The following is a 23213-nucleotide window of genomic DNA, read 5'->3' on the forward strand; positions in this document are numbered from 1 at the left end:
GTTTTAAGGGGACTCGAGCCCCCAAACCTTTATTTTATAAAACCTTTATAATGACGCTTAACCAATTGAGCCTCAAGCTGTTTCATCGTATCAAGGGCGACCCCGATAACGATTAGCAGGCTTGTTCCTCCAATTTGAGCTGATTGCGGAAGATTCCCTATCTTAATAAAGATAACCGGAAGAACCGAAATAGCAGCTAAGAAGAGCGCACCAACAAAAGTTAAACGATATAATACGCGCGTTAGGTACTCTTGTGTGCTTTTTCCAGGACGAATACCAGGAATATAGCCGCTCTGCTTTTGTAAGTTTTCCGCAGCTTGTTCAGGATTCACTTGGATAAAAGCATAGAAGTAAGTAAACGCGATAATTAAAGCAGCATATAAGATCATCCCAATTGGATGAGAATAATCAAATATTTTGTTAATCCATATTGTTACATCGTTTTGCGGGAAGAAAGAAGCAACCGTCCTTGGTGTTACAATAAAGGAAATCGCAAAGATAACAGGAATAACCCCTGCTGCATTAACCTTTAAAGGCATATGAGTCGATTGTCCTCCTACAGGATTTCGGCCTGCCACAACACGCTTAGCATATTGGATTGGAATTTTACGATTTGCTTGTTGGATAAAAATAACACCCACAACAATAGCAATAACAGCAATCGCAATGATCACAACAGTTACAATTCGTAAAAATAACGCCTCACCGGCATTTTCAAACTGTTGAACAAAAATTTGTTTCACAGTGGTTGGGATCCCAGCAACAATACCTGCAAAGATGATTATAGAAATTCCATTTCCAACACCTTTTTCAGTAATTTGCTCACCAAGCCACATTAAGAATGATGTACCTGCAGTAAGAACAACTGCAATTAATAAATAGGTACCAATTCCTGGGTTTTCAATTAATTGCCCATTTGCAAGGTTATTGAAACCGTATGACATACCTAATGCTTGGATAAATCCAAGCACGACAGTAGCATAACGGGTAAACTGAGCAGTTTTCCGACGGCCGGCTTCTCCCTGCTTGGACCATTCTGTGAATTTTGGAACAACATCCATTTGTAAAAGCTGGATAATAATTGAAGCAGTAATATACGGCATAATACCCATTGCAAAGATGGAGAATTGTTTTAACGCTCCACCTCCAAAAGTATTTAAAACACCGAATACACTAAGTTTATCCTGCGCGCTAAGTACATCAGCATTTACATTAGGCACAGGAATAAATGTACCTAGACGAAAGATCACTAACATTAAAAGGGTGAATAGAATCTTTCGTCTTATATCACCCACGCGCATAAAATTGGAGATTGTTCGGAACATTAGATCACCTCAACGCTTCCACCGGCAGCTTCAATTGCTTCTTTGGCGGCAGAGGAGAATTTATGAGCTTTAACAGTCAACTTTTTCTCTACGTTCCCTTTTGCAAGAATTTTAATTCCTGCTCTTTCGTTCTTTACAACGCCTGATTCGATAAGAAGTTCTGGAGTAACTTCTGTACCTTCTTCAAAGCGATTAAGAGCATCAAGGTTTACAACCGCAAATTCTTTACGGCTGAAATTCGTAAAACCACGTTTTGGTAAACGACGGAATAATGGTGTTTGACCACCCTCGAATCCTAAGCGAACACCGCCGCCTGAACGAGCGTTTTGTCCTTTATGACCTTTACCAGCAGTTTTACCTTGACCAGAACCGATACCACGTCCTAAACGTTTACGTTCTTTACGTGAACCCTCTGCAGGTTTTAATTCATGAAGTTTCATATTGGCACCTCCTTATGAAAGAAAACAATTAATTATTGTTCTTTTACTGTTACAAGGTGAGCAACTTTATTAATCATACCGCGAATAGCAGCGTTATCTTGATGCTCAACTGTTTGATTTAATTTACGTAATCCAAGCGCAGTAACTGTCGCACGTTGGTCTTCGGGGCGACCAATTAGGCTACGGTTGAGGGTAATTAATAGTTTCGCCATTTGAATTCCCCCCTTATCCTAACAGTTCTTCTACTGATTTACCACGTAACTTTGCTACGTCCTCAGCACGTTTTAATTGTTTTAAACCATCTACAGTTGCACGAACCATATTAATTGGTGTATTTGTTCCTAAAGATTTTGAAAGGATATCAGCAACACCAGCTAATTCAAGAACCGCACGAACTGGTCCACCAGCGATAACTCCTGTACCTTCAGAAGCAGGTTTTAAAAGGATTTCGCCAGCACCGAAACGACCAATTACTTGGTGAGGAACAGTAGTTCCAACCATAGGTACTTCGACTAAGTTTTTCTTCGCATCTTCGATAGCTTTACGAATCGCATCCGGTACCTCTTGAGCTTTACCAGTACCGAATCCGACATGACCGTTTTTATCTCCAACTACTACAAGAGCAGTGAAACGGAAACGACGTCCACCTTTAACAACTTTCGCAACACGGTTAACCGTAACTACGCGTTCTTCTAGTTCAAGTTTGTTTGGATCAATACGACGCATCTTTTTGTGTCCCTCCTTTGTCTATTAAAATTGTAAGCCGTTTTCGCGAGCAGCATCAGCTAATGCTTGAATACGTCCATGATAAAGGTATCCTCCACGGTCAAAGACAACGTTTGAAATACCCTTTTCAGCTGCACGTTTCGCAACTAATTCTCCGACCTTTTGTGCTGCGTCAACATTGCTTGAAGACTCAAGATTTAATTCTTTATCTAAAGTTGAAGCACTTGCTAAAGTAACTCCATTCATGTCATCGATAATTTGAGCATAAATATGTTTATTAGAACGAAACACATTTAGACGTGGACGAGCTGAAGTTCCGCTAAGTTTCGCACGTACTCGAGCATGTCTTTTACGGCGAACAGCGTTTTTATCAAGCTTCGTAATCATTTACGTCACTCCTTTCGTTTACCCATAAGGCGATTACTTACCAGTTTTACCTTCTTTACGACGAACGAATTCACCTTCGTAGCGAATACCTTTGCCTTTATATGGCTCTGGCGGGCGAACTTGGCGAATGTTAGCAGCTAACGCACCAACGCGTTCTTTGTCAGTTCCCTTTACAATAACTTTGGTATTGGAAGGAACTTCAATTTCAAGTCCTTTTTCAGGTTCAATTTCTACAGGATGAGAATAACCAACGTTTAAAACAAGCTTGTTACCTTGTTTTTGCGCACGGTATCCAACCCCGATTAATTCTAAACCTCTTTCGAAACCTTTAGAAACACCTTCAACCATGTTGGCAATAACAGCACGAGTTGTACCATGTAATGCGCGGTGTTCTTTTACGTCTGATGGACGAGAAATGTTGATCACATTCTCTTCAACGTTAATTGTAATATCAGGATTAAAAGTACGAGTTAATTCGCCTTTAGGACCTTTTACAGTAACGGTTTGATTATTTAAAGTAATTGTAACTCCAGCTGGAATTTCAATTGGTTTTTTTCCTACGCGAGACATTTAGTGCACCTCCATTCTTTCAGAAACTCTATTACCAAACGTAAGCTAATACTTCTCCGCCAACTTGTTTTGCACGAGCTTCTTTATCAGTAATAACACCTGTTGAAGTTGAGACTAGTGCAATACCAAGACCATTAAGTACACGAGGTACCTCAGTAGATTTAGCGTAAACGCGAAGACCAGGCTTACTAATACGTTTAAGACCAGTAATAACACGTTCGTTATTTGTACCGTACTTAAGGAAGATACGGATAATACCTTGTTTGTTGTCATCGATAAATTCAACGTCACGTACGAAACCTTCGCGCTTTAGAATTTCAGCGATTTCTTTTTTGATATTAGAAGCAGGTACTTCTAACTTTTCGTGACGTACCATATTCGCATTTCGAATGCGAGTAAGCATATCAGCAATTGGATCTGTCATGACCATTATTTTTACCTCCTTCCCAAACCTTTAGTTTTACCAGCTGGCTTTTTTAACACCAGGAATTTGTCCTTTGTATGCTAATTCACGGAAACAAATACGGCAAAGCTTAAATTTACGATATACAGAGTGTGGACGTCCGCAACGTTCGCAACGTGTGTACTCTTGTACTTTGTATTTAGGCGTGCGCTTTTGTTTCGCAATCATTGACTTTTTAGCCACGTTTTCGCCTCCCTTATTTAGCGATTACTTTTGGAATGGCATTCCAACTTGAGTTAACAACTCACGAGCTTCTTCATCGGTGTTAGCAGTGGTAACGATAACGATATCCATACCACGAACCTTAGTTACTTTATCGTAATCAATTTCTGGGAAGATTAATTGTTCCTTAATACCTAAAGTATAGTTACCACGACCATCGAATGCCTTCTTAGAAACACCACGGAAGTCACGTACACGAGGTAATGATACAGAAACCAATTTATCCAAGAATTGGTACATGCGCTCTCCACGAAGAGTAACCTTTGCGCCGATTGGCATACCTTCACGAAGGCGGAAACCAGCGATTGATTTTTTCGCACGAGTTACGACAGGTTTTTGACCAGTAATTGTAGCAAGTTCTTCTACAGCATTATCAAGTGCTTTAGCATTTTGAACTGCGTCACCAACACCCATGTTAATAACGATCTTCTCAATTTTTGGTACTTGCATTACTGATTTATAATTAAATTTGCTCATTAGAGCAGGAGAAATTTCTTTTACAAATTTATCTTTTAGGCGGTTCACTTATTGTACCTCCCTTCTTAATTTAAACTATTTATCTAAAACTTCACCGGATTTTGCTACGCGTACTTTTTTGCCATCAACCGTTTTGTAACCTACACGAGTCGGGTTACCTGATTTAGGATCGATAGGCATAACGTTTGATACATGAATTGGAGCCTCTTGGCTGATGATTCCACCTTGTGGATTCAATTGAGAAGGCTTAGTGTGTTTTTTCACGATGTTTACACCTTCTACAAGCACACGGGCTTCTTTAGGGTAAGCAGCTAGAATCACACCAGTTTTTCCTTTATCCTTACCAGAGAGAACTCTTACTTTGTCACCTTTTTTCACATGCATCATTAAGCACCTCCTTAAAGGCATATTAATTTAAAATTATAATACTTCTGGAGCTAAAGAAACAATTTTCATGAAGTTGTTTTCGCGAAGTTCGCGGGCAACTGGTCCGAAGATACGAGTACCGCGTGGGCTCTTATCATCTTTGATAATTACACATGCGTTTTCGTCAAATTTAATGTAGGTACCATCAGTGCGACGTGCACCGCTTTTTGTACGTACAATAACAGCTTTAACCACATCACCTTTTTTAACAACGCCACCTGGTGTTGCTTGTTTTACTGTACATACGATAACATCACCGATACCAGCAGTTTTGCGACCAGAACCACCGAGAACTTTAATAGTAAGTACTTCACGAGCACCAGAGTTGTCAGCAACTTTTAAACGTGATTCTTGTTGAATCATGCGTGTAACCTCCCTTCGGAATGAACATAATCCGAACAATTAAATAATAACTGCTTTTTCTACTACTTCTACTAGACGGAAGCGCTTTGTAGCTGAAAGCGGGCGAGTTTCCATGATACGTACGATGTCGCCAACTTTTGCCTGATTTTGCTCATCATGAGCTTTATACTTTTTAGAGTACTTAACGCGTTTACCGTATAATGGATGCTTTTTGTATGTTTCGACTAAAACAGTAATAGTTTTATCCATTTTGTCTGAAACAACGCGTCCAGTGTAAACTTTGCGTTGGTTACGTTCACTCATTATGTGAACCTCCTCTCACTATTACTTGTTTACGCTGATTTCTCTTTCACGAATCACAGTCTTCATGCGAGCAATCGCTTTGCGTACTTCACGGATACGAGCCGTATTTTCAAGTTGTCCTGTCGCCAATTGAAAGCGAAGGTTGAAAAGCTCTTCTTTTAAAGATTTAACTTTTTGTTCAATTTCAGCAGTGGTTAGGTCACGAAGTTCATTAGCTTTCATTTGATTCACCACCAATTTCTTCACGTTTTACAAACTTACATTTTACAGGAAGTTTGTGCATTGCAAGACGAAGTGCTTCACGAGCGATCTCTTCAGAAACGCCTGCGATTTCAAACATAATTTTTCCCGGTTTAACTACGGCTACCCATCCTTCAGGTGCCCCTTTACCAGAACCCATCCGCACCTCTAGAGGCTTAGCAGTATAAGGCTTGTGTGGGAAAATTTTAATCCAAACTTTACCGCCACGTTTCATGTAACGAGTCATTGCAATACGAGCCGCTTCGATTTGACGGTTTGTAATCCAAGATGCTTCTAATGCTTGAAGACCGTATTCACCGAAAGTTACTTCAGTGCCGCCTTTTGCGTTTCCACGCATTTTTCCGCGGTGTTGACGGCGATATTTTACGCGTTTTGGCAATAACATATTATTTGCCTCCTTCCTCAGTTTTCTTCTTAGTAGGAAGGACTTCTCCACGATAGATCCATACTTTTACGCCAAGTTTACCATAGGTAGTATCTGCTTCAGCTGTTGCATAGTCGATGTCGGCGCGAAGTGTATGAAGTGGAACTGTTCCTTCGCTGTAGTGTTCTGAACGAGCAATATCTGCACCGCCTAAACGACCGGATACCATTGTTTTAATACCTTTCGCTCCAGCACGCATAGCACGTTGAATTGCTTGCTTTTGTGCACGACGGAAAGATACACGGTTTTCTAATTGACGAGCAATATTTTCAGCAACTAATTTAGCGTCAACATCAGCTTTCTTGATTTCAAGAATGTTGATGTGTACACGTTTGCCAGTTAATGCATTTAATGCTTTACGAAGTGCTTCAACTTCAGTACCGCCTTTACCGATAACCATACCTGGCTTAGCAGTATGAACAGTTACGTTTACACGGTTTGCAGCACGTTCGATTTCTACTTTAGAAACAGAAGCATCTTTTAAACGTTTTGTGATGTACTCACGAACCTTAAGGTCTTCGTGTAAAAGATCAGCAAAGTCTTTACCTGCGTACCACTTAGATTCCCAATCACGGATGATTCCGATACGCAAACCGACTGGATTTACTTTTTGACCCACTGATTATCCCTCCTTCTTTTCTGATAGAACGATTGTGATATGACTGGTGCGTTTGTTAATTTGGCTTGCACGGCCCATTGCGCGAGGACGGAAACGTTTTAATGTTGGTCCTTCGTCAACAAATGCTTGTGCAACTACCAAGTTATTTACGTCCATTTCATAGTTATGCTCGGCATTTGCCATAGCAGATTTTAATACTTTCTCAACGATTGGAGAAGCAGCCTTAGGAGTGAGATTTAAAATCGCCACAGCTTCACCAACTTGCTTACCTCGAATTAGATCGACGACTAAACGTGCTTTACGAGGAGCAATACGAACTGTTCTTGCAACAGCTTTAGCTTGCATTTGGATGCCCTCCTCTCTTAACGTCTGGTTTTCTTATCATCATTACCATGGCCTTTGTAAGCACGAGTTGGAGCGAATTCTCCAAGCTTGTGTCCAACCATGTCTTCAGTTACATATACAGGCACATGTTTACGACCATCATAAACTGCGATAGTGTGTCCGATAAATTGTGGGAAGATCGTAGAACGGCGTGACCAAGTTTTAACAACTTGTTTACCTTCAGTTTCATTTAACTTTTCGATCTTTACCATTAAATGATCATCAACGAATGGTCCTTTTTTTAAGCTGCGACCCATGAATGAACCTCCCTTCGTGACAGTTCTACGGTTCTTCTTTTGAACCGTAGTTCAATCACGTTATTTTTTACGACGACGAACAATAAATTTGTCCGATTTATTTTTCTTCTTACGAGTTTTGTATCCAAGAGTTGGTTTACCCCATGGAGACATTGGTGATTTACGTCCGATAGGAGCACGACCTTCACCACCACCGTGTGGGTGATCATTAGGGTTCATTACAGATCCACGAACAGTTGGACGCTTGCCTAACCAGCGAGAACGACCAGCTTTACCAATGTTGATTAATTCGTGTTGTTCGTTTCCAACTTGACCGATTGACGCACGGCATTCAGAAAGAATCATACGAACTTCACCAGAATTCAAACGTACAAGTACGTATTTGCCTTCTTTACCAAGAACTTGTGCAGATGTACCAGCAGCACGTACTAATTGTCCACCTTTTCCTGGTTTTAATTCAATGTTGTGTACTACAGTACCAACTGGAATGTTTACTAATGGAAGAGCATTACCTACTTTAATATCAGCCTCAGGGCCAGACATTACTTCCATGCCAACCTGTAGATTTTTAGGAGCTAAGATATAACGCTTTTCTCCATCTGCATAGTTGATTAGTGCAATATTTGCAGAACGGTTTGGATCATACTCAATTGTGGCAACGCGTCCAGGAATGCCATCTTTTGTACGTTTAAAGTCAATTAAACGATATTGACGCTTATGGCCGCCACCTTGATGACGAACAGTTAACTTACCTTGGTTATTACGGCCGCCTTTTCTCTTTAATGGAGCTAATAGAGATTTTTCTGGTGTGCTAGTTGTGATTTCTGCGAAATCAGAAGTAGTCATACCGCGACGACCATTGGAGGTAGGTTTGTACTTTTTAATCGCCATTTTGTTTCCCTCCTCTTCTAGATAGATTCTTATGCTTCAAAGAATTCAATTTCTTTGCTGTCAGCTGTTAATTTAACAATTGCCTTACGACGTTTATTTGTGTAACCACCGAATTTACCCATACGCTTGAACTTACCTTTGTAGTTCATGATGTTAACTTTTTCAACATCAACGCCAAAGATTGTTTCAACAGCATCTTTAACCTGAGTTTTATTCGCTCTAACATCCACTTCAAATGTATATTTCTTTTCAGCCATTAGGTCAGTAGAACGTTCAGTGATAACGGGGCGCTTAATGATATCGCGTGCATCCATTATGCAAGCACCTCCTCTACTTTTTCAACCGCTGCTTTAGTCATGATCAACTTATCATGATTTACAACGTCTAATACGTTGATTCCATCAGCTGTTACAACAGTTACACCAGGAATGTTACGAGCAGATAATGCTACGTTCTCATCTAGGTCAGCAGTAACAATAAGTGCCTTTTTCTCAACAGAAAGACCACCTAATACTGATTTAAATTCTTTTGTTTTTGGTGCATCGAAAATTAGGCTTTCAAGTACCAAAATATTTTCTTCTACCACTTTAGATGAAAGTGCTGATTTGATCGCTAAGCGACGCACTTTTTTCGGTAATTTATAACTGTAGCTGCGTGGTGTTGGACCAAATACAGTACCACCTCCGCGCCATTGTGGAGAACGGATAGACCCTTGACGAGCACGACCAGTTCCTTTTTGACGCCATGGTTTACGTCCACCGCCGCGTACTTCAGAACGCCCTTTTACTTTATGAGTTCCTTGACGTAATGAAGCGCGTTGCATAACAATCGCTTCAAATAAAACGTGTTGGTTTACCTCAATACCAAATACTGATTCATTAAGTTCGATTTCACCAACTTGTGACCCAGTTTGGTTTAATAATGCTACTTTAGGCATGCTTTTGTTCCTCCTTTCTTATGAAGTAATTATGCTTTTACCGCACTTTTAATTTTTAATAGTGATTTTTTAGCTCCTGGAACATTACCTTTAATCATTAGTAAGTTGCGTTCAACGTCAACTTTTACGATTTCAAGATTTTGTACAGTTACTTGTTCTCCACCCATACGTCCAGGTAAAGCTTTACCTTTAAATACACGGTTTGGAGCAACAGGTCCCATTGAACCAGGACGACGATGATAACGGGAACCGTGAGCCATAGGGCCGCGAGATTGTCCGTGGCGCTTAATTGAACCTTGGAAACCTTTACCTTTTGAAATTCCTGTTACATCTACAGTTTCACCTGCAGCGAAAATATCAACCTTGACTTCTTGACCAACTTCATACCCTGCAACATCAACTCCGCGAATTTCGCGAACGAAGCGCTTAGGAGCAGTATTAGCTTTTGCAGCATGGCCCTTTTCTGGTTTGTTAGCTAGTTTTTCACGTTTGTCATCAAATCCGATTTGGATTGCTTCATAGCCATCAGTTTCAACCGATTTCTTTTGAAGAACAACGTTTGCAGCAGCTTCAACAACAGTAACTGGGATTAAATTGCCGTTTTCAACAAATACTTGAGTCATACCAATCTTTCTTCCTAAGATTCCTTTGGTCATTTAGTCACACCTCCTATAATTTATGTTCATTTATTTTTATTAAAGTTTAATTTCGATATCAACACCAGATGGTAAATCTAAACGCATTAATGCATCAACTGTTTGTGGAGTTGGATTAACGATGTCGATTAGACGCTTATGTGTCCGCATTTCGAATTGCTCACGAGAATCTTTGTACTTATGAACCGCACGAAGAATTGTGTAAACAGATTTTTCAGTTGGTAGTGGGATTGGACCCGAAACTGCCGCACCTGAACGTTTTGCTGTTTCTACGATTTTTTCTGCAGATTGATCAAGAATTCTGTGATCATACGCTTTTAAACGGATACGAATTTTTTGTTTTGCCATTATTTTCCCTCCTTTATCGCCTATTTTCTTAAATAGACATACTCAGTGAAAATTTCCCACACACTCGCCATGGCAAAGCGGCCGGGTGTGTCAGCAACCTTCCACATCATCGCAGTCAAAGACCAACATTGTCTATTATACATAAAACATAAAGTAAACGCAACATTAATTACGAATTTCTTTAATGTTTCTTGTGCCTAGCACACTTTTAATATTATAACTGCACATATCATTAATTTCAATAGCAAAAATGAATCTCCAATAATATCCTATGTGGAATTCAGGATTAACTTAGAAAATGCAAAATTCATAAAAGTAACTATGTCTATTATAATAGAAGAAACTCGTTTTTTTGTAGTGAATAACGGTTTCCCGGCTCTGGGTCATTAACATAAAAAAAAAGCAGATGGATCGTCACCCATCTGCTTTTACTATTATCTAATTATGCTTGAATTGAAGTAATAGTACCAGATCCTACAGTACGTCCGCCTTCACGGATTGAGAATTTAGTTCCTTCTTCAATCGCAACTGGAGCGATAAGCTCAACAGTCATTTCGATGTGGTCGCCAGGCATAACCATTTCTGTGCCTTCTGGAAGATTACAAATACCAGTAATATCAGAAGTACGGAAATAGAATTGTGGACGGTAGTTTGTGAAGAATGGAGTATGACGTCCACCTTCTTCTTTTGTTAAAACATATACTTGAGCTAAGAATTTAGTGTGTGGAGTGATTGACTTTGGTTTAGCCAATACTTGTCCACGTTCGATATCTTCACGTGCTACACCACGAAGAAGCGCACCAATGTTGTCTCCTGCTTCTGCAAAATCAAGAAGTTTACGGAACATTTCTACACCTGTTACAGTTGTAGATTTTGGTTCTTCAGTGAAACCAACGATTTCAACAACATCACCAACTTTTACTACACCACGCTCAACACGTCCTGTAGCAACAGTACCACGACCAGTGATTGAGAATACATCCTCAACTGGCATCATGAATGGCTTATCAGTATCACGAGTTGGAGTTGGGATAAACTCATCAACAGCGCTCATAAGTTCAAAGATTTTTTCTTCCCATGCAGCTTCGCCTTCTAATGCTTTAAGAGCAGAACCTTTGATAACTGGAGTGTCATCGCCAGGGAAATCGTATTCACTAAGAAGGTCACGAATTTCCATTTCTACAAGTTCAAGAAGCTCTTCGTCATCAACCATATCACACTTGTTCATGAAAACAACAAGGTAAGGTACACCTACTTGACGAGAAAGAAGAATGTGTTCACGAGTTTGTGGCATTGGACCATCAGTAGCAGAAACAACAAGGATACCGCCGTCCATTTGCGCAGCACCAGTGATCATGTTTTTAACATAGTCAGCGTGTCCTGGGCAGTCAACGTGTGCATAGTGACGATTATCAGTTTCATACTCAACGTGCGCTGTAGAGATTGTGATACCACGCTCTCTTTCTTCAGGAGCACCATCAATTTGATCATATGCACGTGCTTCTGCTTTACCGGATTTAGCAAGTACAGAAGTGATTGCAGCTGTTAAAGTAGTTTTACCATGGTCAACGTGACCAATTGTACCAATGTTAACGTGTGGCTTTGAACGGTCGAATTTAGCTTTACCCATTAGAAAATCCTCCTCTAAATTATAAAATTTAAGTATATTTTTTGGAAACCGCAAGGTGGTTGTCCCAATCTTACAGTTTCCTAGCTTACATTAGTAGTTATACTTTAAAGATAAGTTAAAATCAATTACTCACCTTTATTTTTTTTGATGATTTCTTCAGAAACAGATTTTGGTACTTCTTCATAGTGATCAAAGTGCATAGAGAATACTCCACGACCTTGTGTACTTGAACGAAGTGCTGTTGCGTATCCAAACATTTCTGAAAGTGGAACCATCGCACGAACTACTTGTGCGTTACCGCGAGCTTCCATACCTTCAACACGGCCGCGACGAGCAGTGATTTGACCCATGATATCCCCTAAATATTCTTCGGGGATAACAACTTCTACTCTCATCATAGGTTCAAGGATAACCGGCTGACACTTAGAAGCAGCATTTTTAAGAGCCATTGAAGCGGCAATCTTAAACGCCATTTCAGAGGAGTCAACATCATGGTATGATCCATCGAACAATCTTGCTTTAATATCAACTAATGGATATCCAGCAAGAACACCACGATTTAGAGCATCTTCAAGTCCAGCTTGAACTGGAGCGATGTATTCACGAGGAACAACACCACCGACAATGCCGTTTTCAAATTCGAATCCTTTACCTTCTTCGTTAGGTGAGAATTCGATCCAAACGTGACCGTATTGTCCACGACCACCAGACTGACGTGCAAACTTACCTTCTACTTGAGCAGAAGCGCGGAAAGTTTCACGATAAGCAACCTGTGGAGCACCTACGTTCGCTTCAACCTTGAATTCACGACGCATACGGTCAACGATGATATCAAGGTGAAGTTCACCCATTCCGGCAATGATAACCTGTCCAGTTTCCTGGTCAGTATGCGCGCGGAAGGTTGGATCTTCTTCTTGAAGCTTTTGAAGGGCAGTTGTCATTTTATCTTGGTCTGCTTTAGACTTAGGTTCAACTGAAAGTTGGATTACTGGTTCTGGGAATTGCATAGACTCTAAGATAACAAGGTTTTTGTCATCACATAAAGTATCACCAGTTGTTGTATCTTTTAGACCTACAGCAGCAGCAATGTCACCGGCATAAACCTTAGAGATCTCTTGACGGCTGTTTGCGTGCATTTGCAGAATACGTCCGATACGTTCGCGCTTTCCTTTAGTAGAGTTTTGGACATAGGATCCAGACTCTAAAGTACCAGAATACACGCGGAAGAACGTTAATTTACCAACATAAGGGTCAGTCATAACTTTGAATGCTAGAGCTGAGAATGGCTCTTCATCACTTGAGTGACGCTCGATTACATCATCTTCATCATCAATCGCGTGACCTTTGATTGCAGGTACATCTAATGGTGATGGAAGGTAATCGATAACAGCATCCAACATTAATTGAACGCCTTTGTTTTTGAAGGCAGATCCACAGATTACTGGGTAGAATTCAACATTAACAGTACCTTTACGAATTCCTGCTTTGAGTTCTTCTTTAGTGATTTCTTCACCACCAAGGTATTTTTCCATTAATTCTTCATCTAATTCAGCTACTGCTTCAACTAACTTTTCACGATATTCTTCAGCTTGAGCACGAAATTCTTCAGGGATTTCGCGAACTTCAATATCAGTTCCTAAATCGTTCCCGTAGAATACGGCATTCATTTCAACTAGGTCAATGATTGCTTCAAACTGATCTTCAGCGCCGATTGGCAACTGAATAGCATGCGCATTCGCTTGTAGACGGTCATGAAGTGTTCCTAGCGAGTAAAGGAAGTCAGCTCCAATTTTGTCCATCTTGTTTACGAATACAACACGTGGTACTCCGTAGGTTGTTGCTTGACGCCAAACTGTTTCAGTTTGTGGTTCAACACCTGATTGTGCATCAAGGACGGCTACTGCACCATCAAGTACACGAAGTGAACGCTCAACTTCAACTGTGAAGTCTACGTGTCCTGGAGTGTCAATGATGTTTACGCGGTGACCGTGCCATTGCGCAGTTGTTGCAGCGGATGTAATGGTTATTCCGCGCTCCTGTTCTTGCTCCATCCAGTCCATCTGAGATGCACCTTCATGTGTTTCACCGATTTTATGAATCTTACCGGTGTAGTAAAGTACACGCTCAGTGGTGGTTGTTTTACCGGCATCGATGTGAGCCATGATGCCGATATTGCGAGTGTTTTCTAAGGAGAACTCTCTTGCCATTGGGTCTTTCTCCTTCCTAGTATGAAAGTTTTTATATTGAAGGTTAAATTACCAACGATAGTGAGCAAACGCTTTGTTTGCTTCAGCCATTTTGTGTGTATCTTCACGCTTCTTAACAGATGCACCAGTGTTGTTAGCTGCATCCATGATTTCGTTAGCTAAACGCTCTTCCATCGTTTTTTCACCGCGAAGACGTGAATAGTTAACTAACCAACGAAGACCTAAAGTTGTACGACGATCAGGGCGCACCTCAACTGGTACTTGGTAGTTCGCACCACCTACACGGCGTGCTCTAACTTCAAGTACAGGCATGATGTTCTTCATCGCTGCATCGAAAATTTCCATTGGTTCCTTACCAGTACGTTCACGAATCGTATCAAACGCAGAATAAAGAATTTCTTGGGATTTACCTCTTTTACCGTCAACCATCATTTTATTGATTAGACGAGTAACTAATTTAGAATTGTAAAGTGGATCTGGTAACACGTCTCTTTTTGCTACAGGACCTTTACGTGGCATTTTATTTCCTCCTTTCGAAAAAGCTGTTATTTAATGTACTTATTTTTTAGCTGCTTTTGGTCTCTTAGTACCATATTTCGAACGACCTTGCATACGGTTGTTTACACCCGCAGTATCAAGCGCTCCACGTACGATGTGATAACGTACCCCTGGTAAGTCTTTTACACGTCCTCCACGAATAAGAACAACACTGTGCTCTTGAAGGTTGTGACCAATACCAGGAATGTATGCAGTCACCTCAATACCGTTTGTTAAGCGTACACGAGCATATTTACGTAACGCTGAGTTCGGTTTCTTCGGAGTCATTGTACCAACACGAGTACATACTCCGCGTTTTTGTGGTGAAGATACATTTGTTTGAGATTTTTTGAAGCTATTGTAACCTTTGTTTAGCGCAGGAGATTTTGACTTCTCAGTAGTAGCCTGACGAGGCTTGCGCACTAGTTGATTAATAGTAGGCATGTTGTGTTTCCTCCCTTCATTATTTGTAAGCCCACACATCCAGGTGGTTCATTTTTTTGCAAAAACAAAGTTTTTGCAGACTACTCTATCTACAAAAACAGTTTTTAACGGATAATCGCAACAGCTGAGGCTCCCACTTCAACCCTGCATGCTTTTCCAAGCTTTTTGTTTGAATCAACATAGAGGATTGGTACGTTCATTCGCAAGGCTTGATTTACCACAGAATCTGTAATCTTCGGATCAGCATCCAGTGCTATAACGAGCTCTTGTACTTGACCGTTTTTAAGTGCTTTCGCTGTTTGTTTTGTTCCTATAACAATTTTGTTTGCCCGTAATACTTTTTCATAAGACATTTTCATATCCTCCAAAGTACTAGGTGAATAGGAGCACCTTTGATATATTAACATCTTAATAATGCGATGTCAACAAATCTTTAAAAAAAGTATTTTTCTTTAAAATGCGGTACCTGTAATTAGATAACAGGTACCGCTTGCCATCTTAGTCAATCGTAACGGTTTCGTCAGATTCAGCTTCTGCAAAAACAGGTTCTGCTTTGCGGTATCGCTGCATTCCTGTTCCTGCTGGGACTAGCTTACCAATGATAACATTTTCCTTAAGACCAAGTAATTCATCGCGTTTGCCTTTAATTGCAGCATCCGTAAGTACCCTTGTTGTTTCTTGGAATGATGCAGCGGACAAGAATGAATCCGTTTCAAGGGATGCCTTGGTAATACCAAGTAATACAGGTCGTCCTGTTGCAGGTAATTTACCAGATAACAACGCCTTTTCATTGGCATCCGTAAACTGATGAATATCGAGTAATGTACCAGGAAGTACTTCTGTTTCACCTGCATCTACTACGCGCACCTTGCGAAGCATTTGACGAACCATTACCTCAACGTGTTTGTCGCCAATTTCTACCCCTTGCATACGGTAAACCTTTTGTACCTCACGCAATAAGTATTCTTGAACGGCATTTACGTCTTTTACTTTGATTAATTCTTTCGGGTCGATTGAACCTTCGGTTAATTCTTCACCGCGTTCTACACGATCATCGATTGCTACCTTTAAGCGGGCAGTATACGGTGCATTGTAAGTACGTGATTCCACTTCACCTTGAACAACAATTTCATGTTGACGGTCTCGCCCCTCATTAATACCGACAACAACACCATCAATTTCCGAAATAACGGCTTGACCTTTAGGGTTACGTGCTTCAAAAATCTCTTGAATACGCGGAAGACCCTGTGTGATATCGTCTCCGGCAACACCGCCTGTATGGAATGTACGCATGGTTAATTGTGTACCCGGCTCACCAATGGATTGGGCTGCAATAATACCAACTGCTTCGCCCACTTCCACTTCCTGACCAGTAGCCAAGTTACGGCCATAACACTTTTTACATACTCCATGGCGGGTATTACATGTAAATACAGAACGAATTTTTACTTCTTCAACTCCGGCACCGACAATGACCTCTGCAAGGTCTTCAGTAATTAGTCCATTTTCAGGAACAAGAACTTCCTTCGTTTCCGGATGTTTAATTGGGTTGCGGGCATAACGGCCAATTAGACGTTCTTCTAATGACTCGATCGTTTCATTTCCGTCTTTTAATGCACTAATGAGCAATCCACGGTCCGTTCCACAGTCATCATCACGAACGATAACATCCTGTGCAACGTCAACAAGACGACGTGTTAAATAACCAGAGTCCGCTGTTTTAAGCGCCGTATCGGCAAGACCTTTACGGGCACCATGAGTGGAGATAAAGTATTCCAACACGGTTAAACCTTCACGGAAACTTGATTTAATTGGTAACTCAATGATCCGTCCAGCCGGGTTGGCCATCAATCCACGCATACCAGCAAGCTGTGTAAAGTTCGATGCGTTACCACGCGCTCCGGAATCAGACATCATGAAGATTGGATTGGTTTTATTCAAGGATTTCATCAGTTTACCTTGAATCGTATCTTTAGCCGCACTCCAAATCGCAATGACACGATCGTAACGCTCATCTTCCGTAATTAAACCGCGTCTAAATTGCTTCATAACATTATCAACTTTTTCCTGTGCTTCGTGAAGGATTTGCTGTTTCTCACCTAATACGACGATATCAGCAACACCAACCGTAATGCCGGCCTTGGTTGAATGTTTAAATCCTAAATCCTTCATCCGGTCAAGCATTTTTGAGGTTTCAGTAATTTTGAAACGTTTGAATACTTCCGCAATGATATTTCCAAGGATTTTCTTTTTAAATGGATCGACGATCGGCATTTCTTTGATTCTTGCACGGACATCATCACCTTTTTCAACAAAATACTTCTCAGGGGTTTTAACCTCTAAGTTATCTCTTGTTGGTTCATTGATATAAGGGAATGATTTCGGCAAAATTTCGTTAAAAATTAATTTGCCCACTGTTGAAATCAACAGCATATTGTTTTGTTCTTCAGTAAAGGTTTCATTGCGAAGTGAACCTGCATGAACAGCCACACGAGTATGGTAATGAACAAAGCCATTTTGATAAGCAAGCAGCGCTTCGTTGGTGTCTTTGAAAATCATTCCTTCTCCGACAGTACCTTCTCTTTCCAGTGTTAAGTAATAGTTACCAAGCACCATATCCTGAGAAGGTGTAACAACAGGCTTACCATCTTTTGGATTCAAAATATTTTGGGCTGCAAGCATTAACAATCTTGCTTCTGCTTGTGCTTCTGAAGAAAGTGGAACGTGAACAGCCATTTGGTCCCCGTCAAAATCAGCGTTATATGCTGTACATACAAGCGGGTGCAATCGAATTGCCCGGCCTTCAACAAGGGTAGGTTCAAATGCCTGAATTCCAAGTCTGTGCAACGTAGGGGCACGGTTTAATAAAACTGGGTGCTCTCTAATTACATCTTCTAAAACATCCCAAACTTCAGGAGAAACTCGTTCAATTTTCCGTTTTGCAGATTTAATATTATGTGCTAAACCTTTTTCAACAAGCTCTTTCATAACAAATGGCTTGAACAATTCAAGCGCCATTTCTTTAGGAAGACCACATTGATACATTTTCAAATTCGGACCAACGACAATAACGGAACGTCCAGAATAGTCAACACGCTTTCCAAGCAAGTTTTGACGGAAGCGGCCTTGTTTCCCTTTTAACATGTGAGAAAGTGATTTTAATGGACGATTTCCCGGTCCAGTTACCGGACGGCCGCGTCGGCCGTTATCGATTAGTGCATCAACCGCCTCTTGCAGCATACGCTTTTCGTTTTGTACGATAATGCTTGGTGCTCCAAGGTCCAATAAACGCTTTAAACGGTTATTACGGTTAATCACGCGGCGATATAGGTCATTCAAGTCAGAAGTTGCAAATCTTCCTCCATCCAATTGGACCATTGGTCGTAATTCAGGTGGAATAACAGGAAGAACATCAAGAATCATCCAAGATGGTTCATTACCAGAACCACGGAAGGCTTCTAAAACTTCAAGGCGTTTGATTGCACGTGTACGGCGCTGGCCTTGTGCTGTTTTCAACTCTTCCTTTAGGCTATCTACTTCTTTATTTAAATCAATATCTGAGAGTAACTTCTTAATAGCTTCAGCACCCATGGCAGCTTGGAACTTATTGCCAAACTTTTCACGGTATGCACGGTATTCCTTTTCAGATAAAAGCTGCTTCTTATCAAGTGCAGTGTCACCAGAATCTGTTACAACATAAGAGGCAAAATAAATAACTTCCTCCAATGCACGTGGAGACATATCTAAAACGAGTCCCATTCTGCTTGGAATCCCTTTAAAATACCAAATATGTGAAACAGGTGCCGCAAGCTCAATATGCCCCATTCTTTCACGGCGAACTTTTGCGCGCGTTACTTCAACACCGCATCGGTCACAGACAACACCTTTATAACGGACACGCTTATATTTTCCGCAATGACATTCCCAGTCCTTAGTTGGACCAAAAATCCTTTCACAGAACAAGCCGTCCTTTTCAGGTTTTAATGTACGATAGTTAATGGTTTCTGGCTTCTTCACTTCTCCGAATGACCATGAACGGATCTTATCCGGTGAAGCAAGGCCGATTTTCATATACTCAAAATTATTAACGTCCAGCAAGGGGCCTACCTCCCTTTTGATCTCCAGGTTTTACCCTAATTGCTCAGAAAAACTAAAAGCGCATTGAGGAACAAGTTTGACTTGTTCCCATTTTACGTTTAAATGCACAATGCGCTTTAGCAGCTAATTACTCTTTTGAACCAACTTTTTCAGATTCAAGGTTCTGGGCTTCAGGAACTATATTTAATGTATCGACCTGCTGCAAGTCATCCTCATCTTCCAAATCACGCATTTCAATTTCTTCTTCATCACCGGAAAGGATTTTCACATCCATACCAAGACTTTGAAGCTCTTTTATTAAAACCTTGAATGATTCTGGAACGCCCGGCTCCGGAACATTTTCACCTTTTACAATCGCCTCATATGTTTTCACACGACCGACAACGTCGTCTGATTTAACAGTAAGGATTTCTTGAAGCGTATAAGCAGCACCATAGGCTTCAAGCGCCCAAACCTCCATCTCACCGAAACGCTGTCCGCCAAATTGCGCTTTACCGCCAAGTGGCTGCTGCGTAACAAGTGAGTAAGGTCCCGTTGAACGGGCATGCAATTTATCGTCAACCATGTGGGCAAGTTTAATCATATACATGACACCAACTGAAACCCGGTTGTCAAATGGTTCACCTGTACGGCCATCGTAAAGAACGGTTTTCGCATCGCGTGCCATTCCTGCCTCTTCAATCGTTGACCATACATCTTCTTCACGCGCTCCGTCAAATACCGGAGTTGCAACATGAATTCCTAAATATCTTGCAGCCATTCCTAAATGGAGCTCAAGCACCTGGCCGATATTCATACGAGAAGGTACCCCTAATGGGTTTAACATGATATCAACAGGTGTGCCATCTGGTAAATAAGGCATATCTTCTTCAGGTAAAATCCTTGAGATAACCCCTTTATTTCCGTGGCGTCCCGCCATTTTATCACCTTGGTGAATCTTACGCTTCTGTACGATATAAACACGAACAAGCTGGTTTACTCCAGGTGGAAGTTCGTCTCCGTCTTCACGGTTAAAGACTTTAACATCATGGACGATTCCTCCGCCGCCATGTGGTACCCGTAATGAAGTATCACGGACCTCACGGGCCTTTTCACCAAAAATAGCATGTAAGAGTCGTTCTTCAGCCGTTAGTTCAGTAACCCCTTTTGGCGTAACCTTACCAACAAGAAGGTCACCATCTTTTACCTCTGCACCTGTACGGATAATACCGCGCTCATCCAGATTACGAAGGGCATCTTCCCCAACATTCGGAATATCACGAGTAATTTCCTCTGGTCCAAGCTTTGTATCACGAGATTCAGATTCATACTCTTCAATATGAATAGATGTATAAACATCATCTTTTACAAGACGTTCACTCATGATAATTGCATCTTCATAGTTATAACCATCCCACGTCATAAACGCAACGAGAACATTACGTCCAAGAGCCAATTCCCCTAATTCCATTGAAGGACCATCAGCAAGAATTTCGCCTTTTTTCACACGGTTGCCTACTGCAACAATTGGACGCTGGTTGTAGCAAGTACCTTGGTTAGAACGGATAAACTTTAATAATCTGTATTTTTTCAGATCGCCCTTTACCTCTTGGCCATCTACTTCTTTAATTTCGCGAACCCAAACTTCGCGGGCTTCTACATGCTCGACAATTCCATCCTGCTTACAAATAACCGCTGCACCTGAGTCTTTCCCTGATACATATTCCATACCGGTTCCAACACGAGGAGCTTCCGGCTGCATAAGCGGTACTGCTTGACGCTGCATGTTCGCACCCATTAATGCACGGTTTGAGTCATCGTTTTCAAGGAATGGAATACAGGCAGTTGCTGCAGACACTACCTGTTTTGGTGAAACATCCATATAATCAATACGGTCACGATTTACAACTGTGTTCTCACCACGGAAACGAGCTACGATATCCGTATCAAGGAATGAACCATCGTCTCCTAAACGGGAATTCGCTTGTGCAACTACATAGTTATCTTCTTCATCTGCAGTAAGATAGTCAATTCGGCTTGTTACCTTTCCTGTGTCAGGATCAACACGGCGGTAAGGTGTTTCAATAAAGCCAAAACGGTTCACTTTTGCATAAGATGATAATGAGTTAATCAAACCAATGTTCGGACCCTCTGGTGTTTCAATCGGACACATACGGCCATAGTGGGAGTAGTGAACGTCACGGACTTCCATTCCAGCACGTTCACGCGTTAGTCCACCAGGTCCTAAGGCTGATAAACGGCGTTTATGTGTTAACTCTGCCAGTGGGTTCGTTTGATCCATGAATTGCGATAATTGCGAACTTCCGAAGAACTCTTTAATTGACGCAATAACTGGACGAATATTAATCAGCTGCTGCGGTGTGATTGTTGCTGTATCTTGAATAGACATTCTTTCACGAACAACGCGCTCCATCCGGGATAATCCAATTCGGAATTGATTTTGCAATAATTCACCAACAGAGCGAAGACGTCTGTTTCCTAGATGGTCAATATCATCTGTATCTCCCACACCATGCAGCAAATTAAAGAAATAGCTGATGGACGCAATAATATCTGCAGGAGTGATATTCTTAATCGGTTCAGCAACATAGGCATTACCTAATACGTTGATGACTTTTTCATTTTCATCATTAGGGGCATAAATTTTAATTCCCTGAAGAATGATATCATCCTCCACTACGCCGCCCGATGGATTAAAACTGTTAAAGTTAATATTTTTTTCAAGCGCAGGAATAATCCGATCAAGATTTCTGCGGTCAAGTAATGTCCCTTTTTCTGCAATAATTTCACCAGTTTCAGGATCCACAAGGGATTCTGCTAACCGTTGATTGAATAAGCGGTTTTTAATATGAAGCTTTTTATTGATCTTATAGCGACCAACATTAGCTAGGTCATATCGCTTAGGGTCAAAGAAACGGGAAACTAATAAACTTTTTGCATTTTCAACTGTCGGTGGTTCACCTGGACGCAGACGTTCATAAATTTCCAAAAGGGCTTTATCTACACCCTCAGTATTGTCCTTCTCCAGCGTATTGCGAATATACTCGTTGTCCCCAATCAATTCAATGATTTCTTGATCAGAGCCGAAGCCAAGTGCACGCAAAAGAACCGTAACGGGCAGTTTCCGAGTACGATCTATTCTTACATATACGACATCTTTGGCATCTGTTTCATACTCAAGCCAAGCGCCGCGGTTCGGAATTACCGTTGCTGTAAATCCTCTTTTTCCGTTTTTATCAACTTTCCCACTGAAGTATACGCTCGGTGAACGTACTAACTGAGAAACAATAACACGTTCAGCACCATTGATGACAAACGTACCCGTTTCTGTCATGAGCGGGAAATCACCCATAAAAACATCTTGGTCTTTTACTTCGCCTGTTTCTTTGTTCACAAGACGTACTTTTACACGTAATGGTGCTGAATATGTAACGTCCCGTTCTTTTGATTCTTCAACAGAATACTTTGGATCGCCAAGGCTGTAATCAATAAATTCTAGAGATAGGTTACCAGTAAAGTCTTCAATCGGTGAAATATCCTGGAACATTTCACGCAACCCCTCATCAAGAAACCATTGATATGAAGAGGTTTGGATTTCAATAAGATTTGGTAATTCTAAAACTTCACTGATTCGCGCGTAACTCCTCCGCTTCCGGTGTCGTCCATACTGAACTAGTTGACCTGTCAACTGATTCACCCCTCAAATCAAGCGTTATAATAAAAATGTATTAACGTCTTTTAAGAAGAAATAAACTCCCTCTCATCAGACAAAAAGAAAAAGGGTTTTACATAAAAACCACATTTTCACATTTTGACTA

At 41.0% G+C, this 23213-nt stretch carries 29 protein-coding genes; all 29 read right to left on the reverse strand.

The genetic code is table 11. The features are described 5' to 3' along the window. Positions 1–29 precede the first annotated feature (29 nt). Positions 30–1325, reverse strand: a complete 1296-nt coding sequence (gene secY / locus E2K98_RS25485; RefSeq protein WP_133339212.1) for a preprotein translocase subunit SecY — start codon at positions 1323–1325, stop codon at positions 30–32. Further along, entirely contained in the window at positions 1325–1765 is a 441-nt protein-coding gene (gene rplO / locus E2K98_RS25490; RefSeq protein ID WP_026574105.1) for a 50S ribosomal protein L15, read from the reverse strand. The genes secY and rplO overlap by 1 nt, the downstream gene beginning before the upstream one ends. Positions 1766–1797: 32 nt before the next feature. Beyond that, entirely contained in the window at positions 1798–1977 is a 180-nt protein-coding gene (gene rpmD / locus E2K98_RS25495) for a 50S ribosomal protein L30 (protein ID WP_026574104.1), read from the reverse strand. A 13-nt stretch (positions 1978–1990) separates the two neighbouring features. Continuing rightward, positions 1991–2491: a 30S ribosomal protein S5 gene (gene rpsE / locus E2K98_RS25500; RefSeq protein ID WP_026574103.1), complete on the reverse strand. Its 501-nt coding sequence runs from the start codon at positions 2489–2491 to the stop codon at positions 1991–1993. A 24-nt stretch (positions 2492–2515) separates the two neighbouring features. Continuing rightward, on the reverse strand, positions 2516–2878 hold the full coding sequence (rplR, locus tag E2K98_RS25505; RefSeq protein WP_026574102.1) for a 50S ribosomal protein L18: 363 nt from the start codon (positions 2876–2878) through the stop codon (positions 2516–2518). 33 nt (positions 2879–2911) lie between these two features. Next, the gene (gene rplF / locus E2K98_RS25510; protein WP_133339214.1) at positions 2912–3448 is read right to left on the reverse strand and encodes a 50S ribosomal protein L6; all 537 of its coding nucleotides are present in this window, start codon (positions 3446–3448) and stop codon (positions 2912–2914) included. Between the two features lie 31 nt (positions 3449–3479). Continuing rightward, positions 3480–3878 carry a 30S ribosomal protein S8 gene (rpsH, locus tag E2K98_RS25515; protein ID WP_026574100.1) on the reverse strand — a complete coding sequence of 133 codons (399 nt, stop codon included), beginning with the start codon at positions 3876–3878 and terminating at the stop codon, positions 3480–3482. A gap of 30 nt (positions 3879–3908) precedes the next feature. Further along, positions 3909–4094, reverse strand: a complete 186-nt coding sequence (gene rpsN / locus E2K98_RS25520) for a 30S ribosomal protein S14 (protein ID WP_009499044.1) — start codon at positions 4092–4094, stop codon at positions 3909–3911. A 24-nt stretch (positions 4095–4118) separates the two neighbouring features. Then, positions 4119–4658 carry a 50S ribosomal protein L5 gene (gene rplE, locus E2K98_RS25525; RefSeq protein ID WP_026574099.1) on the reverse strand — a complete coding sequence of 180 codons (540 nt, stop codon included), beginning with the start codon at positions 4656–4658 and terminating at the stop codon, positions 4119–4121. Positions 4659–4685: 27 nt separating this feature from the next. Then, a complete protein-coding gene (rplX, locus tag E2K98_RS25530) occupies positions 4686–4994 on the reverse strand; it encodes a 50S ribosomal protein L24 (protein ID WP_026574098.1) in 309 nt (102 codons plus the stop codon). Positions 4995–5030: 36 nt separating this feature from the next. Beyond that, positions 5031–5399, reverse strand: coding sequence for a 50S ribosomal protein L14 (gene rplN / locus E2K98_RS25535; RefSeq protein WP_026574097.1), 369 nt, complete (start codon positions 5397–5399; stop codon positions 5031–5033). A gap of 39 nt (positions 5400–5438) precedes the next feature. Beyond that, positions 5439–5702: a 30S ribosomal protein S17 gene (rpsQ, locus tag E2K98_RS25540; protein WP_026574096.1), complete on the reverse strand. Its 264-nt coding sequence runs from the start codon at positions 5700–5702 to the stop codon at positions 5439–5441. A 21-nt stretch (positions 5703–5723) separates the two neighbouring features. Next, on the reverse strand, positions 5724–5924 hold the full coding sequence (gene rpmC, locus E2K98_RS25545) for a 50S ribosomal protein L29 (RefSeq protein ID WP_026574095.1): 201 nt from the start codon (positions 5922–5924) through the stop codon (positions 5724–5726). Further along, positions 5914–6348, reverse strand: coding sequence for a 50S ribosomal protein L16 (rplP, locus tag E2K98_RS25550; RefSeq protein WP_026574094.1), 435 nt, complete (start codon positions 6346–6348; stop codon positions 5914–5916). The genes rpmC and rplP overlap by 11 nt, the downstream gene beginning before the upstream one ends. 1 nt (position 6349) lies before the next feature. Next, positions 6350–7006, reverse strand: coding sequence for a 30S ribosomal protein S3 (gene rpsC, locus E2K98_RS25555; RefSeq protein ID WP_026574093.1), 657 nt, complete (start codon positions 7004–7006; stop codon positions 6350–6352). A 3-nt stretch (positions 7007–7009) separates the two neighbouring features. After that, a complete protein-coding gene (rplV, locus tag E2K98_RS25560) occupies positions 7010–7351 on the reverse strand; it encodes a 50S ribosomal protein L22 (RefSeq protein ID WP_042453964.1) in 342 nt (113 codons plus the stop codon). 17 nt (positions 7352–7368) lie between these two features. Then, complete coding sequence (gene rpsS / locus E2K98_RS25565) at positions 7369–7647, reverse strand: 30S ribosomal protein S19 (RefSeq protein WP_026574091.1); 279 nt, start codon at positions 7645–7647, stop codon at positions 7369–7371. A 60-nt stretch (positions 7648–7707) separates the two neighbouring features. Then, positions 7708–8538: a 50S ribosomal protein L2 gene (gene rplB, locus E2K98_RS25570; RefSeq protein WP_133339216.1), complete on the reverse strand. Its 831-nt coding sequence runs from the start codon at positions 8536–8538 to the stop codon at positions 7708–7710. 29 nt (positions 8539–8567) lie between these two features. After that, complete coding sequence (gene rplW / locus E2K98_RS25575) at positions 8568–8855, reverse strand: 50S ribosomal protein L23 (RefSeq protein ID WP_208025423.1); 288 nt, start codon at positions 8853–8855, stop codon at positions 8568–8570. Then, positions 8852–9475 (reverse strand): 50S ribosomal protein L4, encoded by a 624-nt coding sequence (gene rplD / locus E2K98_RS25580; RefSeq protein ID WP_133339220.1) that lies wholly within the window; start codon positions 9473–9475, stop codon positions 8852–8854. Before rplD ends, rplW begins: the two co-directional genes overlap by 4 nt. A 29-nt stretch (positions 9476–9504) precedes the next feature. After that, on the reverse strand, positions 9505–10131 hold the full coding sequence (rplC, locus tag E2K98_RS25585; RefSeq protein ID WP_133339222.1) for a 50S ribosomal protein L3: 627 nt from the start codon (positions 10129–10131) through the stop codon (positions 9505–9507). A gap of 39 nt (positions 10132–10170) precedes the next feature. Then, positions 10171–10479, reverse strand: a complete 309-nt coding sequence (gene rpsJ / locus E2K98_RS25590; protein WP_007085291.1) for a 30S ribosomal protein S10 — start codon at positions 10477–10479, stop codon at positions 10171–10173. Positions 10480–10921: 442 nt separating this feature from the next. After that, positions 10922–12109, reverse strand: a complete 1188-nt coding sequence (gene tuf / locus E2K98_RS25595; RefSeq protein WP_133339224.1) for an elongation factor Tu — start codon at positions 12107–12109, stop codon at positions 10922–10924. Positions 12110–12234: 125 nt separating this feature from the next. Continuing rightward, entirely contained in the window at positions 12235–14316 is a 2082-nt protein-coding gene (gene fusA, locus E2K98_RS25600; RefSeq protein ID WP_133339226.1) for an elongation factor G, read from the reverse strand. Positions 14317–14364: 48 nt separating this feature from the next. Then, positions 14365–14835, reverse strand: a complete 471-nt coding sequence (gene rpsG / locus E2K98_RS25605) for a 30S ribosomal protein S7 (RefSeq protein ID WP_026574084.1) — start codon at positions 14833–14835, stop codon at positions 14365–14367. A gap of 39 nt (positions 14836–14874) precedes the next feature. Next, positions 14875–15297 carry a 30S ribosomal protein S12 gene (rpsL, locus tag E2K98_RS25610; RefSeq protein WP_071355942.1) on the reverse strand — a complete coding sequence of 141 codons (423 nt, stop codon included), beginning with the start codon at positions 15295–15297 and terminating at the stop codon, positions 14875–14877. Between the two features lie 104 nt (positions 15298–15401). After that, positions 15402–15650 (reverse strand): 50S ribosomal protein L7ae-like protein, encoded by a 249-nt coding sequence (locus tag E2K98_RS25615; RefSeq protein WP_133339228.1) that lies wholly within the window; start codon positions 15648–15650, stop codon positions 15402–15404. A gap of 145 nt (positions 15651–15795) precedes the next feature. Beyond that, on the reverse strand, positions 15796–19395 hold the full coding sequence (gene rpoC / locus E2K98_RS25620; RefSeq protein WP_133339230.1) for a DNA-directed RNA polymerase subunit beta': 3600 nt from the start codon (positions 19393–19395) through the stop codon (positions 15796–15798). A 127-nt stretch (positions 19396–19522) separates the two neighbouring features. Next, positions 19523–23083, reverse strand: coding sequence for a DNA-directed RNA polymerase subunit beta (gene rpoB, locus E2K98_RS25625; RefSeq protein WP_133339232.1), 3561 nt, complete (start codon positions 23081–23083; stop codon positions 19523–19525). Positions 23084–23213 lie beyond the last annotated feature (130 nt).

The sequence above is a fragment of the Bacillus salipaludis genome, assembly GCF_004358205.1.

Excerpts from the sequence above, each read along its gene's own strand:
- secY (WP_133339212.1), bottom strand. The coding sequence starts at position 1,325 with ATGTTCCGAACAATCTCCAATTTTATGCGCGTGGGTGATATAAGACGA.
- rplO (WP_026574105.1), bottom strand. The coding sequence starts at position 1,765 with ATGAAACTTCATGAATTAAAACCTGCAGAGGGTTCACGTAAAGAACGT.
- rpmD (WP_026574104.1), bottom strand. The coding sequence starts at position 1,977 with ATGGCGAAACTATTAATTACCCTCAACCGTAGCCTAATTGGTCGCCCC.
- rpsE (WP_026574103.1), bottom strand. The coding sequence starts at position 2,491 with ATGCGTCGTATTGATCCAAACAAACTTGAACTAGAAGAACGCGTAGTT.
- rplR (WP_026574102.1), bottom strand. The coding sequence starts at position 2,878 with ATGATTACGAAGCTTGATAAAAACGCTGTTCGCCGTAAAAGACATGCT.
- rplF (WP_133339214.1), bottom strand. The coding sequence starts at position 3,448 with ATGTCTCGCGTAGGAAAAAAACCAATTGAAATTCCAGCTGGAGTTACA.
- rpsH (WP_026574100.1), bottom strand. The coding sequence starts at position 3,878 with ATGGTCATGACAGATCCAATTGCTGATATGCTTACTCGCATTCGAAAT.
- rplX (WP_026574098.1), bottom strand. The coding sequence starts at position 4,994 with ATGCATGTGAAAAAAGGTGACAAAGTAAGAGTTCTCTCTGGTAAGGAT.
- rplN (WP_026574097.1), bottom strand. The coding sequence starts at position 5,399 with ATGATTCAACAAGAATCACGTTTAAAAGTTGCTGACAACTCTGGTGCT.
- rpsQ (WP_026574096.1), bottom strand. The coding sequence starts at position 5,702 with ATGAGTGAACGTAACCAACGCAAAGTTTACACTGGACGCGTTGTTTCA.
- rpmC (WP_026574095.1), bottom strand. The coding sequence starts at position 5,924 with ATGAAAGCTAATGAACTTCGTGACCTAACCACTGCTGAAATTGAACAA.
- rplP (WP_026574094.1), bottom strand. The coding sequence starts at position 6,348 with ATGTTATTGCCAAAACGCGTAAAATATCGCCGTCAACACCGCGGAAAA.
- rplV (WP_042453964.1), bottom strand. The coding sequence starts at position 7,351 with ATGCAAGCTAAAGCTGTTGCAAGAACAGTTCGTATTGCTCCTCGTAAA.
- rpsS (WP_026574091.1), bottom strand. The coding sequence starts at position 7,647 with ATGGGTCGCAGCTTAAAAAAAGGACCATTCGTTGATGATCATTTAATG.
- rplB (WP_133339216.1), bottom strand. The coding sequence starts at position 8,538 with ATGGCGATTAAAAAGTACAAACCTACCTCCAATGGTCGTCGCGGTATG.
- rplD (WP_133339220.1), bottom strand. The coding sequence starts at position 9,475 with ATGCCTAAAGTAGCATTATTAAACCAAACTGGGTCACAAGTTGGTGAA.
- rplC (WP_133339222.1), bottom strand. The coding sequence starts at position 10,131 with ATGACCAAAGGAATCTTAGGAAGAAAGATTGGTATGACTCAAGTATTT.
- rpsJ (WP_007085291.1), bottom strand. The coding sequence starts at position 10,479 with ATGGCAAAACAAAAAATTCGTATCCGTTTAAAAGCGTATGATCACAGA.
- tuf (WP_133339224.1), bottom strand. The coding sequence starts at position 12,109 with ATGGGTAAAGCTAAATTCGACCGTTCAAAGCCACACGTTAACATTGGT.
- fusA (WP_133339226.1), bottom strand. The coding sequence starts at position 14,316 with ATGGCAAGAGAGTTCTCCTTAGAAAACACTCGCAATATCGGCATCATG.
- rpsG (WP_026574084.1), bottom strand. The coding sequence starts at position 14,835 with ATGCCACGTAAAGGTCCTGTAGCAAAAAGAGACGTGTTACCAGATCCA.
- rpsL (WP_071355942.1), bottom strand. The coding sequence starts at position 15,297 with ATGCCTACTATTAATCAACTAGTGCGCAAGCCTCGTCAGGCTACTACT.
- E2K98_RS25615 (WP_133339228.1), bottom strand. The coding sequence starts at position 15,650 with ATGTCTTATGAAAAAGTATTACGGGCAAACAAAATTGTTATAGGAACA.